Origin of the sequence: Olleya sp. YS (genome assembly GCF_029760915.1) — a bacterium.
GTDB lineage: Bacteria > Bacteroidota > Bacteroidia > Flavobacteriales > Flavobacteriaceae > Olleya.
This window is the reverse complement of record NZ_CP121685.1, coordinates 998,954-1,014,486: the sequence shown is the minus strand read 5'-3', so window position 1 is coordinate 1,014,486 and position 15,533 is coordinate 998,954. Positions and strand designations below refer to the sequence as shown.

13 protein-coding genes are annotated in these 15,533 nt (G+C 33.8%); 8 read left to right on the top strand and 5 right to left on the bottom strand.

Features of this window, described 5'->3' with window-relative positions; all coding sequences use genetic code 11:
- Positions 1-116: 116 nt before the first annotated feature.
- The 7 genes from Ollyesu_RS04725 (at position 117) to Ollyesu_RS04695 (ending at position 7,627) form a co-directional block, all read left to right on the top strand.
- The gene (locus Ollyesu_RS04725) at positions 117-1,181 is read left to right on the top strand and encodes a rhodanese-related sulfurtransferase (RefSeq protein ID WP_279302650.1); all 1,065 of its coding nucleotides are present in this window, start codon (positions 117-119) and stop codon (positions 1,179-1,181) included.
- 187 nt (positions 1,182-1,368) lie between these two features.
- Positions 1,369-2,628: a regulatory iron-sulfur-containing complex subunit RicT gene (gene ricT / locus Ollyesu_RS04720; protein ID WP_279302649.1), complete on the top strand. Its 1,260-nt coding sequence runs from the start codon at positions 1,369-1,371 to the stop codon at positions 2,626-2,628.
- Positions 2,615-3,097 (top strand): gliding motility lipoprotein GldH, encoded by a 483-nt coding sequence (locus Ollyesu_RS04715; protein WP_279302648.1) that lies wholly within the window; start codon positions 2,615-2,617, stop codon positions 3,095-3,097. The genes ricT and Ollyesu_RS04715 overlap by 14 nt, the downstream gene beginning before the upstream one ends.
- Positions 3,098-3,107: 10 nt before the next feature.
- Complete coding sequence (locus tag Ollyesu_RS04710) at positions 3,108-5,477, top strand: transglycosylase domain-containing protein (RefSeq protein WP_279302647.1); 2,370 nt, start codon at positions 3,108-3,110, stop codon at positions 5,475-5,477.
- Between the two features lie 86 nt (positions 5,478-5,563).
- Complete coding sequence (locus Ollyesu_RS04705) at positions 5,564-6,265, top strand: CoA transferase subunit A (RefSeq protein WP_279302646.1); 702 nt, start codon at positions 5,564-5,566, stop codon at positions 6,263-6,265.
- A gap of 82 nt (positions 6,266-6,347) precedes the next feature.
- Positions 6,348-7,001 (top strand): 3-oxoacid CoA-transferase subunit B, encoded by a 654-nt coding sequence (locus Ollyesu_RS04700; RefSeq protein WP_279302645.1) that lies wholly within the window; start codon positions 6,348-6,350, stop codon positions 6,999-7,001.
- Positions 7,001-7,627, top strand: coding sequence for a hypothetical protein (locus Ollyesu_RS04695; protein WP_279302644.1), 627 nt, complete (start codon positions 7,001-7,003; stop codon positions 7,625-7,627). Before Ollyesu_RS04700 ends, Ollyesu_RS04695 begins: the two co-directional genes overlap by 1 nt.
- 282 nt (positions 7,628-7,909) lie before the next feature.
- On the opposite strand, the gene Ollyesu_RS04690 is transcribed toward Ollyesu_RS04695, so the two are convergent.
- Positions 7,910-9,598 carry an ABC transporter ATP-binding protein gene (locus Ollyesu_RS04690; protein WP_279302643.1) on the bottom strand — a complete coding sequence of 563 codons (1,689 nt, stop codon included), beginning with the start codon at positions 9,596-9,598 and terminating at the stop codon, positions 7,910-7,912.
- Between the two features lie 181 nt (positions 9,599-9,779).
- Here Ollyesu_RS04690 and Ollyesu_RS04685 point away from each other — a divergent pair, with 181 nt between their 5' ends.
- The gene (locus Ollyesu_RS04685) at positions 9,780-12,317 is read left to right on the top strand and encodes an immunoglobulin-like domain-containing protein (RefSeq protein ID WP_279302642.1); all 2,538 of its coding nucleotides are present in this window, start codon (positions 9,780-9,782) and stop codon (positions 12,315-12,317) included.
- A 107-nt stretch (positions 12,318-12,424) separates the two neighbouring features.
- Here Ollyesu_RS04685 and Ollyesu_RS04680 read toward each other — a convergent pair whose 3' ends face one another.
- The 4 genes from Ollyesu_RS04680 to Ollyesu_RS04665 all read right to left on the bottom strand — a co-directional run bounded on the left by Ollyesu_RS04680 (position 12,425) and on the right by Ollyesu_RS04665 (position 15,504).
- Positions 12,425-12,880, bottom strand: a complete 456-nt coding sequence (locus Ollyesu_RS04680; RefSeq protein WP_279302641.1) for a nuclear transport factor 2 family protein — start codon at positions 12,878-12,880, stop codon at positions 12,425-12,427.
- A 151-nt stretch (positions 12,881-13,031) separates the two neighbouring features.
- Positions 13,032-13,361: a DUF1877 family protein gene (locus Ollyesu_RS04675; RefSeq protein ID WP_279302640.1), complete on the bottom strand. Its 330-nt coding sequence runs from the start codon at positions 13,359-13,361 to the stop codon at positions 13,032-13,034.
- 263 nt (positions 13,362-13,624) lie between these two features.
- Entirely contained in the window at positions 13,625-14,338 is a 714-nt protein-coding gene (locus Ollyesu_RS04670) for a 3'-5' exonuclease (RefSeq protein ID WP_279302639.1), read from the bottom strand.
- Positions 14,339-14,349: 11 nt separating this feature from the next.
- Entirely contained in the window at positions 14,350-15,504 is a 1,155-nt protein-coding gene (locus Ollyesu_RS04665) for a serine hydrolase (protein ID WP_279302638.1), read from the bottom strand.
- Positions 15,505-15,533: the final 29 nt, after the last annotated feature.

The window sequence follows — 15,533 nt, the reverse complement described above, 5'->3', positions numbered from 1 at the left end:
TCTATTAAAAGTCCTTTGCAAAGCGTAAAGGACTTTTTTTTACCCTTAAATTGTCTAGATCACTAAAAATAATACCTTTGCAAAAACTTTTTATTAACACTTAAACTAAGTATAGCATGCAACTGTACAACAAATTAAGCGCTAATGAAAGAGCAGAACTTATAAAACAAGCAGGTAAAGAACGTTTAACACTATCGTTTTACCAGTATGCTCACATTAGTAATCCACAAGAATTTAGAGACCAATTATTTATTAAATGGGACAGTTTAGACGTCCTTGGTCGTATTTATGTCGCTACCGAAGGGATTAATGCACAACTATCTCTTCCAGCAGATCATTTTAAAGATTTTAAACAGCATTTAGACAACATCGATTTTTTAAAAGATTTTAGACTTAACATTGCAATAGAACAGGACAACATGTCTTTTTTAAAGCTTAAAGTTAAAGTTCGCGAAAAAATTGTAGCAGATGGTTTAAACGATAACACTTTTGATGTCACTAACAAAGGTGTACATCTATCTGCAAAGGAATTTAATGACATGTTAAACAATCCAAATACAGTTTGTGTAGATATGCGTAATCATTACGAAAGCGAAATTGGACATTTTGATGGAGCAATAACACCAGATGTAGATACTTTTAGAGAATCTTTGGATATCATTGAAGAAGACTTAAGAGAGCACAAGGAAGATAAAAATTTACTTATGTATTGTACTGGTGGTATACGTTGTGAAAAAGCAAGTGCCTACTATAAACACAAAGGGTTTAAAAACGTCTATCAGTTGGAAGGCGGAATTATTGAGTACACAAGACAAGTCAATGCAGAAGGTATAGAAAACAAGTTTATTGGTAAAAATTTTGTGTTTGATGAGCGTCGTGCAGAGAAAATTAGTGATGACGTTATCGCGCAATGCCATCAATGTGGTAAACCGTGTGATACACATGTTAACTGTGCTAATGATGCATGCCACTTATTATTTATACAATGTGAAGACTGTAAAACAGAGATGGATAACTGCTGTTCTTCGACCTGTAAGAACATTCACGCACTACCATACGAAGAGCAAAAAGCTCTTAGAAAAGGACAAGGAAATAGTAACGATATCTTTAAAAAAGGACGCGCAGATCACTTACCGTATAAGAAGGATTTACGTAATATATTTGAAACACTTAAAAAGTAACTGCATACTAAATACAACATAAAGCACGATAATTGTTATCGTGCTTTTTTTATATTTTAAAGTCATCTAAATAATCTTATCTTTACAAATTAGAAGAGTTGTTACTGCATTTTAGTATGTACAACTAAATTATTAATCGTCATCTTTTGGCTAAACCCTTAAGATTCAATATATACACATAAATAGTATGGCTTGTCAAAGTTGCGCTACAGGTAAAGACGGACAACCAAAAGGTTGTAAGAATAACGGAACATGTGGCACAGATAGTTGCAATAAATTAACCGTTTTTGATTGGTTAGCTAACATGTCTGTTCCAAATGGAGAAAAACCTTTTGATTGGGTTGAAGTCCGTTTTAAAAACGGTAGAAAACATTACTATCATAATTCAGAAAATTTAACACTAAGTATAGGAGACATTGTTGCAACTCAAGCACAATCTGGTCATGATATTGGAATGGTTACCCTTACGGGAGAATTAGTTCGCGTTCAAATTAAACGTAAAAAAATAGACACCAAAAACGACGTTTGGAAAATTTATAGAAAAGCCTCTCAAAAAGATATTGATATTTGGAGCACTGCACGTGATAAAGAAGAACCAATGAAGGTTAAAGCACGTCAATTTGCAATTGATTTGAAATTACAAATGAAGATTTCAGATATCGAATTTCAAGGAGACGGAAGTAAAGCCACGTTTTATTATACCGCAGAAGAACGAGTAGATTTTAGAGAACTTATAAAAATTTACGCAAGAGAATTTCGTATTCGTATAGAAATGAAACAAGTTGGTTTCCGTCAAGAAGCGTCAAGACTTGGAGGTATAGGCTCTTGTGGTCGCGAGTTGTGTTGTTCTACTTGGTTAACAGATTTTAGATCTGTAAGCACAAGTGCAGCACGTTACCAGCAATTATCATTAAATCCACAAAAACTTGCAGGACAATGTGGTAAACTAAAATGTTGTTTAAATTACGAATTAGATTCGTATTTAGATGCTTTAAAAGCATTTCCAAAAACTGACGCTAAATTATATACAGAAAAAGGAACTGCAGTATGCCAAAAAACAGATATTTTTAAGGGTCATATGTGGTATGCTTATGAAGGTGAGTGGATGAATTGGCATTTAATTACAGCTGCACAAGCCAAAGAAATTATAGAATTAAACAAGAAAAAAGAAAAAGTAGCAAGCCTAGAAGAATATGCTGCAGATCTTATTATAGATACTAAAACAGAGTTTGAAAACGTTGTTGGTCAAGATAGTTTAACACGTTTTGATAGTCTAAAACACAATAAAAAACGTAAAAACAATAGAAACCGTAATAAAAAATCAACACGTAATACCGTTGAAGCTAAAACCAATAATAATAATACATCAAATAATAGGAAGCCAAAACGAAAGCCTAATAGAAAAAAAGCACAAAACAATAATAATAAAACCAATGAAAGCAAGTAATATCCTATTTGTTTTATTGTTAGTACTTGTTATGTCTTGTGACTCTAAAGCAGTTTTTGACGAGTATAAAAGTGTGTCTACAGCTTGGAATAAAGAAGACATTGTAAGCTTCAAAATTGATGTGCCTGACTCGATTAAACCTTACAATGTATTTGTAAATGTTAGAAACACAAATGCTTATAAATTCAGTAATTTATACTTAATTGTAGAAATGAATTTTCCTCATGGAAAAACCTTGACAGATACCTTAGAGTATGAAATGACCCAAAAAAATGGAGAATGGTTAGGCGAAGGGTTAACAGCTGTTAAAAACAATAAATTATGGTACAAAGAAGGTGTAATATTTAATGAAAATGGGACTTATACGGTTAGTATCAAACATGCAATGCGGAATAATGGAGAGGTCAATGGTGTTGTAAACCTAGAGGGTATTACAGATGTAGGTTTCAGAATAGAAAAAACAGAATAAAAGTCAAAATATGGCAAAGACAAATAAAGCAGAAGAGACAGGCTTCGAAAAGTATGTGCGTTGGTTTTGGATGTTATTTTTAGGCGGATTACTTTCAGTAGTACTACTGTTTCTATTAGCGTCTTGGGGAGTTTTAGGTGAAATGCCTGATCACACACAATTAGAAAACCCTAAAACTAATTTAGCAACTGAGGTTATTTCCTCTGATGGAGAAACACTGGGTAAGTTTTATTTTAGAGATAACCGTACTCCTGTAAGTTATGATGAACTACCACAACATTTAGTTGATGCATTAATTGCAACAGAAGATGTGAGATACTTAGAACATTCTGGTATTGATGGTCGTGGTACATTACGAGCTATTTTAAAACCAGGAAGTGGTGGAGCTAGTACAATTACTCAGCAATTAGCAAAACAACTATTTACCAAAAGAGCATCTAGTAATAAGGTTAAAAGAGTGTTACAGAAATTTAAAGAATGGATTATTGCTATTCGTTTAGAGCGTCAATACACTAAAGAAGAAATTATAGCTCAATACCTTAATATTGTTGATTTTGATAACAATGCGGATGGTATCCGCTCAGCATCCAGAATTTATTTTGGAGGTAAAGAACCTAAAGAATTGAGTTTAAAAGAATCTGCTATGATAGTTGGGATGCTTAAAAACCCTTCACTATACAATCCATTAAAAGATAAAGGAGAACGAGCTATTAAAACAAAAGCAAGACGAAATGTAGTTTTTGCACAAATGGCCAAATACGGTTATATCACTGAAAAAGAAAAAGACTCGCTGCAAAAAACAGACTTAGGGTTACGATACACTCCAGATTCACACAGTGCAGGAACTGCTACATATTTTAGAGAATATCTAAGGGACTTTATGAAAGATTGGATTAACGATCCTAAAAACCGTAAACCAGATGGTAGTAAATATAACATCAATAATGATGGGTTAAAAATTTACACGACTATTGATTCACGAATGCAAAAATATGCAGAAGAAGCAGTTGCCAGACACATGCCAAGATTGCAAGCTGAGTTTTTTCATCAAAACACGCCAGATCGAAATCCAACAGCTCCTTTTTTAGGATTGACTAAAGAAGAAGAAGAGCAATTGATGTATAATGCAATGAGTCGTGGAGAACGTTGGAGAATACTAAAAAAAGCAGGTAAAAGCGAAAAAGATATTAGAGCGTCATTTTATAAACCAGCAAAAATGACGGTTTTTAAATGGGATAAAAATGGACAACCTAGCGAAGTGGATACCATCATGAAACCAATAGATTCCATGCGTTATTACAAGCACTTTTTACATCCAGGAATGATGAGCATGGATCCGCAAACAGGTCACGTAAAAGCTTGGGTTGGTGGTATGAACTACAGAAGTTTTCAATATGATCACGTCAAGCAAGGAAAGCGTCAAGTAGGGTCGACATTTAAACCTTTTGTCTATGCAACAGCAATTAACCAGTTGCATATGTCACCATGCGATAAACTACCTCGTGCTCCAATAACTATTGAAGCCAATAAATTTGGTAATCCAGAACCATGGTCACCAAAAAATAATAGTGGAGATTACAGTGGAGAGCTAACTTTAAAACAAGCGTTAGCTAACTCTGTAAACACTATTACTGCTAGATTAATGGATAAAGTTGGCCCACAACCTGTAGCAGAATTAGCTCAGAATCTTGGGATTACTTCAGAGATTCCATTAGTACCTTCTATTGCTTTAGGTACTCCTGATGTAAGTGTTTACGAAATGGTTGGCGCCTATGCTGCATTTGCAAATCAAGGTGTGTATACTAAGCCTGTTATGGTCACTACAATTGTAGATAAAAATGATACGGTTTTATACCAATTTGTACCAGAAACTAGAGATGTGTTAAGCGAAGAAACTGCCTATGTAACTGTAAAGCTAATGCAAGGTGTAGTTGAATCTGGTTCAGGTAGTAGATTAAGAACCGTTGGAAGAGATAAATGGGATGCTTCCTACAGAGAAGTGGTTACAGGATATCCTTATGAACTAACTAATCCTATAGCTGGTAAAACAGGCACTACTCAAAACCAGTCCGATGGTTGGTTTATGGGTATGGTACCAAACTTAGTCACTGGTGTCTGGGTTGGTGCAGAAGACAGAGCGACGCATTTTAGCAGAACAAAATATGGTCAAGGTGCAGCTATGGCTTTACCAATTTGGGGAATGTACATGAAAAGCTGTTATGAAGATGAGACTTTGAACGTGTCAAAATCAGATTTTCCGCGTCCTTCTAATTTATCTATTGAAGTAAACTGCGAAAACTATGTTCCAAATGATGGTAACTCACCAGGATTGGATCTCCCAGAAGATGATGTACCAGACGAATTAGAAATGCAACCTTAAACCTATTTATCATAAAAATAAAAGCCATTCACTTTAGAATGGCTTTTTTATTTCTTAAATTTAAACCACTTTAAAATTAGAAAATAATGATTCTTAAAACAGTAAATTCTGTAGAAGAAGCACTAGAAGGTGTCAATGATAATATGACCTTTATGCTTGGAGGTTTTGGACTTAGTGGTATACCAGAAAATGCGATAGCAGAGTTGGTAAAACGTAACGTGAAGGGTGTAACGTGTATTTCAAATAATGCAGGAGTGGACGATTTTGGGCTTGGTTTATTACTTCAAAAAAAGCAAATAAAAAAAATGATATCATCATACGTTGGAGAAAATGATGAGTTTGAAAGACAAATGTTATCAGGTGAGTTGGATGTCGAGCTGATTCCGCAAGGTACTTTAGCAGAACGTTGTCGTGCTGCGCAAGCTGGATTTCCTGCTATTTATACACCAGCAGGATATGGCACAGAAGTCGCAGAAGGCAAAGAAACAAGAGAGTTTAATGGTAAAATGTATGTGTTAGAACATGCCTTTAAAGCCGATTTTGCTTTTGTAAAAGCTTGGAAAGGTGATGCAGCAGGAAATTTGATTTTTAAAGGTACTGCCAGAAATTTCAACCCATGTATGGCTGGAGCAGCTAAAGTAACAGTTGCTGAGGTAGAGGAGTTGGTTCCTGTTGGCGATTTAGACCCTAATCAAATACACATTCCAGGTATATTTGTACAACGTATTTTTCAAGGTAAAACCTATGAAAAACGTATTGAACAAAGAACGGTTAGACAAAAAAGTTAAAAGTTGTAAGTGCGCTAAAGTTTATTAGCGTTTGTGTGGACAGACTTTCAATTTTAAATACTTATAATTTTAAACTAAAAACATGTTAGATAAAACAGGAATAGCAAAACGTATAGCAAAAGAAGTCAAAGATGATTACTATGTTAACCTTGGTATTGGTATCCCAACATTAGTTGCTAATTATGTACGTAATGATATACAAGTAGAATTTCAGTCAGAAAATGGAGTATTAGGTATGGGACCTTTTCCCTTTGAAGGCGAAGAAGATGCAGATATTATTAATGCAGGCAAGCAAACCATAACGACGCTTCCTGGAGCTAGTTTTTTTGATAGCGCAACTAGTTTTGCTATGATACGTGGTCAACATGTTGATTTAACTATTTTAGGAGCAATGGAAGTTGCAGAAAATGGAGATATTGCCAATTGGAAAATACCAGGAAAAATGGTAAAAGGGATGGGTGGTGCAATGGATTTAGTAGCTAGTGCTGAAAATATTATTGTTGCCATGATGCATACTAATAGAGCAGGAGCATCTAAGTTGCTCAAGCAATGCAGTTTACCATTAACAGGTGTTGGATGTGTCAAAAAAATAGTAACCAATTTAGCAGTTATTGAAGTCACAGATAAAGGCTTTAAGCTATTAGAACGTGCTCCTGGTGTATCGGTTGAAGATATTAAAAAAGCTACAGAAGGGACTTTAATTGTAGAAGGTGATATCCCTGAAATGGTTATATAATGCGGATAAAAACTCTTGAAAACACTTTTAAAAAATACCGTTATCTAGAGAATAGAAATTACTCTATAATAGATGATAGATTTTTAAGAAACACAACTATAGCTTTAGATTTTCTAGTAAAATCAAGTGCATTAACAATTACTTTTAAAGAAGACGACCAAACACACCAAATAGATGTTATAGATGTGTTAGTAGCAGATACAGATAATAACATCACCATTATTCCTGCTCAAAAAAATGCGTATAGTCCAAAATACAATACCATTTTATTTTATGACACTCATGGTGTTTATTTTAGAAAAAACCATAAGAAAAAATGGTTTAGACGCAATAAAGGCTACAACTCTCCAGTCTCGTTATTGTCCCATGAATTAATACACTGTTATAACGAGTTGTACGATACACAAGATTACCATTATAGAAAACAAGACCACTCTTCCAAAGGTCAAAAAATAGATGCAGATGGACGAGATTTATCTTTTCCTAATGCAGAAGAAGTGTTTGTAATTAAAATGACCAATCAAGTTGCAGCTAGATTGGGTGAAGATAGACGCTCTAATTATGGAAGAACCTATTATCCAACACGAGGTGTTTTAACAACCAAACAATTGAAAAAAGCATTTTAATGTAAGAAAAATCCATTAAATGTTAAAATAATATGTATTTCATCGAAAAATAATGCTTTTTGTCTGATTATTTTAAAATGAGGTTGTATGTTTGAAATCCCAAACCTAACCATTTAACATAAAGCCAAGTCTACCATGACTTAACCTAAAATGTTAAACTTTTTTGTTTCAAATTTACCAAATACTTAACCTACTATGTTTTTAAAAAATTTAAAAAAAAGAATTCAAAACACGATTAGTTTTATTAACAGTGTTTTGTATTTAACAAAAAAAGTATTTATGCTATAACCCTTTAGGGATTGCTGAGATTAATTTTTTTGTATAGTCTTTTTTAGGCGAGTTGTAAATAACATCTGCATCGTCTAACTCTTCAATTTTACCTTGATTCATAACCAATAATTGGTCACTCATGTATTTGACTACAGCTAAGTCATGAGATATAAATATATAGGTGAAACCAAAATTTTCCTTCAATTCATTTAACAAATTTAAAACTTGTGCTTGCACAGAAATGTCTAAAGCAGACACGGACTCGTCACATACAATCAGCTTTGGTTGCAAAGCAATAGTACGTGCAATACCTACGCGTTGTCTTTGACCACCAGAGAATTGGTGTGGATATTTATTAAAAGCAGATTCTTCCAGACCAACACGCTTCAAAATATCAATAGCTTTTGCTTTACGTTCAGTATCAGAAGTATACAACTTATGGACTTTCATGGGTTCCATAATAGCATTACCTATGGTAAGTCTTGGGTTTAAAGAAGCATATGGATCTTGAAATATAATTTGAATATCTTTTCTAATTGCTTTAGTTTCGGCTTTAGTTAAGTTTGTAATATCTTTTCCATTATATAAAATATGTCCCTTTGTAGCTTTATCTAAAAGTAAAATAGCATTTCCTAATGTAGATTTTCCACAACCTGATTCGCCTACCAATCCCAAGGTTTCACCTTCATATAATTTAAAACTAACGTTATTGACTGCCTTAAAAGTTTCCGCTTTGGCGAAAAAACCAGATTTTGATACATATTCTTTTTCAAGGTTAACGACTTCTAATAATGGAGCTTTGGAATATATTTTTTTATGCTGGATTTGTCTCATGTCTCTAGTCACAATAGTGTTAGAAACAGTATCATTTAAAACATCTGCAATAGTCGGTAATGTCTTTAAACGGACTTTTAAAGAAGGTCTAGATTGTATTAAAGCTTTAGTGTAAGGGTGTTTAGGATCATTAAAAATGTTTTCAACACTGTTCTGCTCCACTATTTCACCTTGGTACATAACTAGTACACGATTAGCTATTTCTGAGATTAAACTTAAATCATGCGTAATAAAAATGATACTCATTTTTGTTTCGGCTTGTAACTCTTTTAAAAGAGTTATAATATCTTTTTGAACGGTTACATCTAAAGCAGTGGTTGGCTCGTCAGCAATTAATAGTTGAGGTTTACAGGCAATAGCCATAGCAATCATAACACGTTGTTTTTGCCCTCCAGAAATCTCATGTGGATAAGCTTTATAAACGCGTTCTGGATTTGGTAGTTTTACTTTTTCAAAAAGCAAAAGGGTTTCGTCTTTTATCTGCTTTTTTGACAATTTGGTGTGCTGAGACAAAATTTCTTCAACTTGTTTCCCGCAGGTCATAGATGGGTTTAAAGAACTCATCGGTTCTTGAAAAATCATCGCTATTTTTTGACCTCTTATGGTTTGAAACTGTTTATTACTAAGTTGTGTTAAATCTGACTCGTTAAATGTAATTTGACCAGATGTGATTTTAGATATACGTTTTGGTAATAAGCCAAGTATAGCCAAAGAAGACACTGATTTTCCAGAACCAGACTCACCTACAATACCAACGATTTCATTTTCATATATAGAATAAGAAATGTTTTTAATAATGGATTGACTTATACCATCATTTTTAAAACTAATTGATAGGTTATTTATATTAAGTAAAACACTGTTCATTTATGTAAAAGTAATTTATTTCTTTCAATTGATTGAGGGTTAAACCACACATGTTATCGAATGGTATTTTTTAACATGTTTTTTATCGAAAAAATTAAAAAAATAAATGATTTATAAGTAAATAATTGATAATTTCAGTGTCAAATTAACAATATAAAACATAATCCATTAAATTATTCACATGAAAAAAACAATTACTTTATCAATTTTAAGTTTTTTATTGGCTTTTTCTGTTTTTGCACAGCAAGAAAGAAATTGTTCGACAATGGAAAATTTAGAGTACAGAAAACAATTAGATCCTACATTACAGCAGCGAATGGATCAAATTGAAGCCTACACGCAACAGCGTATTGCACAATCTCAAAACGCCAGAATAGATGGTAGTATTATTACAATTCCAGTAGTTGTACACGTATTATATAGAAATTCAACAGAAAACATAAGTGTTGCACAAATTCAATCTCAATTAGATGTTTTAAATGAGGATTTTAGACGTACAAATCCTGATGCAGACAATACTTGGTCACAAGCTGCAGATTCTGAAATTCAATTTTGTTTATCATCTGTTGATCCTAATGGAAATGCAACTACAGGTATTACAAGAAAACAGGTTACACGTCAAGATTGGGGAACTACAGACGACATGAAAAGAACATCTACAGGAGGTGTTAATCCATGGAATACTAGCGAATATCTTAATATGTGGATTGTACCACAAATGACAAGTGGCGGAAACACCATTTTAGGGTATGCTCAATTTCCAGGAGGTAGCGCAGCTACAGATGGAGTTGTTATGGCTTACAATTATTTTGGTCGTGTTGGTAATGTTTCTGCTCCTTTTGATGGAGGACGTACTACAACGCACGAAGTAGGACACTTCTTAAATTTAAGACACATTTGGGGAGACTCTAATTGTGGTAACGATTTTGTTAGTGATACACCAACGCATCAAACCTCTAATGGTGGATGTCCAGTAGGAAAGGTGTCTTGTGGATCTACAGATATGGTTCAAAATTATATGGATTACACAAATGATTCATGTATGAATTTATTCACGCAAGGACAAAAAGCACGTATGAGAGCGACATTATTAAATGGAGGTCCTCGTGCTGCATTAGCACTATCAGATAAGTGTGGAGGAGGTGGTACAACACCAACTTGTACAGATGGTGTTCAAAATGGAGATGAAACTGGAGTTGATTGTGGAGGTTCTTCATGTTCTCCGTGTCAAACTGCATGTAACGATAACGAAGTAGATATTACTATTACTTTTGATAATTATCCTGAAGAAACAGCTTGGACAATTAAAAATTCTAGCGGAACAACAGTAGCTTCTGGTGGGACTTATGGTTCTCAAGCAGATGGTTCTACAATTTCTGAAACATTATGTTTACCAGATGGATGTTATGACTTTACAATTACTGATGCTTATGGAGACGGTATTTGCTGTTCTTATGGAAATGGATCTTATAGTGTTACTAATGGTTCAACTACTTTAGCATCTGGAGGTTCGTTTACAACTTCTGAAGTGACAAACTTTTGTGTAGGAAGTGCTCCTGCAGATACAGTTAAACCTGTAATAACTTTAAACGGAAATGCAACTATTAATTTAACAGTTGGTGATACATATACCGAATTAGGAGCTACAGCTACAGATGATGTAGATGGTAATTTAACCTCTAGTATAGTTATTACTGGAACAGTTAATACAAACTCTGCTGGAACTTACACTAGAAATTATAACGTAAGTGATGCTGCAGGTAATGCAGCGGATCAAGTATCTAGAACTATTGTCGTTAGTCCTGCACCTTCAGGATGTACAGGAGCAATTTCGTCTTTCCCTTATAGTGAAGGATTTGAATCTAGCTTCGGAGCATGGACACAAGGAAGTGGAGACGATTTTAACTGGACAAGAAGAAGCGGATCAACACCTTCAAGCAACACAGGACCATCAAGCGCAGCTGCAGGATCACAATATGCTTATATGGAGTCTTCTGCACCAAACTATTCAAGCAAACGTGCTATTTTAGTATCACCTTGTTTTGATTTAGCAGGTCAAAATCAAGCAACATTTAGCTTTAAATATCACATGTACGGATCGTCTGCTATGGGAAGTTTAAGCCTAGCTATTAGTACTAATAATGGATCGTCATGGACAACTCTTTGGACAAGATCAGGAAACCAAGGTAATGCTTGGCAAGATGCTAATGTAGACCTATCGTCATACTCAGGTGATGCTGTTAGACTACGTTTTGATGGTACTACAGGTACCACTTGGCAAGGTGACATGGCTGTAGATGCAATAAGCTTAACTAATGGAGCTGCAGATAAGTGTGCTGGAGTTTCACCTTGGAGCAGTGGTACAAGTTATTCTCCAGGAGATCAAGTAACGTATAATGGTACTTTATATGAAAGAACTAACTCTGGATGGATAAACCTTGGACCATGTGGTACAGCAAGAATTGCTAACGAAGGGTTTGTACAACATCTAGGCGTTGATATCTCAGTATATCCAAACCCTGTAAAAGGTAACACGTTATTCGTGAAGACCAACGTAGAAAACTTACCGTTTACAGTAGTTAATATGTTAGGACAACAAGTAGCTAAAGGTATTACAACATCAAAAGGAATTAATGTAAGTCAACTAGAAGCTGGTTTATACTTAGTACAATTTGAAGTTAACGATACTATAGAAACTAGAAAATTCTTAAAGCAATAACAATTTGAATCCCTAAACTAACAAAAGTTATTGCTAAAAAGTCCCAACGAAAGTTGGGACTTTTTTATTTTTCTTATTAATGGATTTAAATATTTTAAAAAACGTTTTTATTCATTTTCTTTTTTTGGAACAGCCATAGTGTGGTTGGCAATAAGATAACAGTTGCCATCAACTTCTACATAAGTCCTCATAAAATGATAGGTAACTGGACTCGGACCTCTATCTATAATTGTATAACCACTTACAATAGCAGTTTTATTAGTGATAATAACCTTAACGTCTTTAGAGGTTCTAGATTTGGTTTCGGTATTATTGTTAGCTGTGTAGCGTTTAATACGTTCTAAAACAGCTGCTTTATCATCTATGGTATTAGCATGATTATGTACCCAAATATAATCTTCTGCTAATAAGGACTCAATAAAATCATAATCTAATTCTAATTGTGCTTTTTCCCATGAGGCATCTAATTTTTTAATGTTTTCCTGAGTTATACAACCCTGTTGCTTACATGCTGAAAGGAGTGATAATAAAAGAATAAGAATTATATATTTTGTGGGTTTCATTTTTGGTTAACGTGTTTGTATAAGATTAGTTATGTTGTTTAAGCGACTAATTTAGCAAATACAAACCGAATAGAAAATCCGCGAGGATTTTCGTAAGTAGGCTAGAATTAGCAATAAATCATATACGGTGTTGTACGCAGTTTTTTATTCATTAGTGAAAGTGAAATACTATTCCGTGATTTAATTCTACCGCTTTTTGAAATGCTTTTTTATATGTCTCTAAATGAGGTAAAATGTAATTCCAGAAGTTTTGTTCAGTCCAATTTTCTAATCTTTTCGCAAGATAAACTTGCTTTTTAGCCATAAGTTTTCGGTCGCAAACTTCTTTTATTCCATCGCTATTTATTCCACAAAGTAATTCATTCACACGTTTTGCTTTTCCAGATTCAATGTATTTTGAGTCAAGTATTTTTAAAAATCCATCTTCAGAATTGTCGTTTTGTTTTATTAAGAATCTGGTAATATCCCAACCTTTGTCCATTGAAAAAAACAGTATTATTTTCTTTATGATATTTGCCAAAAATATTCGCAAAATTTTCATCGAGAAATTCCTCCGCAACTTCTGATTCCATTTTTTTAAGCTCCTCAATTTTTGAGTCAGACATTCTGTATAATTCACAAACAATTCCCAAATTCAGTAGGTTTTTATAGGTTCCTCAAATTGCGTACAACTAGCTATATAATGACTAAAATAATGAATATCCCTTGAGTTTTTCGGGATATGATTACTTTTACTATTAATTACTATACATGAATAATCTCCTCATCACTCAAAATACTATCACCACGAAGTCGTAAAAAGATTTGCGCTACAGCAATGGTGTCTTTTTCGCAATACGTGATAATGCGGTCAATATCGTTTTCTTCATAATAAACTCGATAGACTTCGCTGCCATCAATATCATCTTTTGGTGATGGTATACCTAACACGTTTGTCATTAGTTTTAATGAGGTGTAAGTTTTGTAGTCACCAAATTTCCACAATTCTAAAGTATCTAAATGTGGTACTTCCCATGGTTTTTTACCAAATAAGTTTAATTTATATGGTAATTCTATATTATGGATTATCATTCGTCTTGCTATGTACGGAAAATCAAATTCTTTTCCATTGTGCGCACATAGCAAATGTTTTGCTTGACTAAAATGAGAGATTAATAAGTTTTTAAATTCTTTTAAAAGTTCTCGTTCTTCGCTATAAAACGACGTGGTTCTAAACAAACGCGTATCGCCTTGAATAGTAAAATACCCAACCGAAATACAAATAATTTTTCCAAATTCTGCCCAAATACCTGCACGATTATAAAATTCTTCAGCAGTAAATTCATCTTTTCTTTGGTAGCTCGATTTAGCGTCCCAAAGCTCTTGTTTGGTTGCGTCTAATTCCTTAAAGAATTGTGTTTCTGGAACGGTTTCGATATCTAAAAATAGGATGTTTTCTAGGTTGAGTTTAGAAATCATATTACATTTAATTATTTAGCATTCATCATCTTATAAGCCTCATCAATATATAGCGATATATCTTTGGTGTAAGCACCAATTCCAGCATCTGGAGATTTTTGGTGTCCTAATCTAACAATAATGACATTGTCATCTGGCTGTACAATAACATATTGTCCTAGGTGTCCACGCATCATATAAAAGTCTTTTCCATTTTGGCTTTTAAGCCACCAACCGTAACCATATTCTGGACTAGATGAGAAACGTGGTTTTAGTGATTTTGCCACAAAAGCCGAATCTAATAGTTGTTGCTCATTCCATTTACCATGGTCTTTATATAATTTACCAAAACGTGCAAAATCCTTTGCATTGCTCGCAATACAACAATAAGCCTTTACTAAGTCATCTTCTGCACTATCTAATTGCCATAGGGTTGGATTTTCGCTTCCTAATGGCTTCCAAAAGCTATCGGTTAAGTAATTGTATAGTTTTTTACCAGTTGCTTTTTCAATAACCATCGCTAGCATTTGTGTGTCTCCACTTGCATATTTAAAGGCTTGTCCAGGTGTTGTAACCACTTTTAATCCATTCATTACTTTTCTTAAATCATCATCAAAATAGGCACGTGTGGTTATTGATAAAGGTGAGTAATAAGCCTCGTCCCAATTGGTTCCTGATGCCATGCTAGATAAATCTCCAACCGTCATTTTTGCTGCTTCACCATCGCAAAATGCTGGCAGGAAGTCGCAAACAGGTTGATCTAAACTTTTTATATAACCTTCCATTATGGCTTTACCCATTAATCCTGACACATAGCTTTTAGCCATAGAAAAGGAGTTGGATTTGGAGTTTTCGTTATAACCATCATAATAGTTTTCAAACCAAATACTGTCGTTTTTAATAATAACATAAGCTACTGTTCCCCAATCTTTATTAGCTTTTTGTAAGGTTTCAGTTTCTGTAGCTGTATTGTAATCTTTGTGGTTTGGCCAAGGTAGAGGTGTTCCGTTTTCAATCACTTGGTTATCAAAGCGCTTATAATCGTCTAAAAACGCAGTAGTATAACCACGCATATAAATGGTACGAACAGCTTTAAGAAGATAGTCTGTGTCTGTGATGTAAAGGATTGCGATTAGTAATCCAAAAAGAACAACCAATATTTTTAAGAGCTTTTTTAAAAATTTCATTAACAATAGTTTAGAATATTAAATATAGA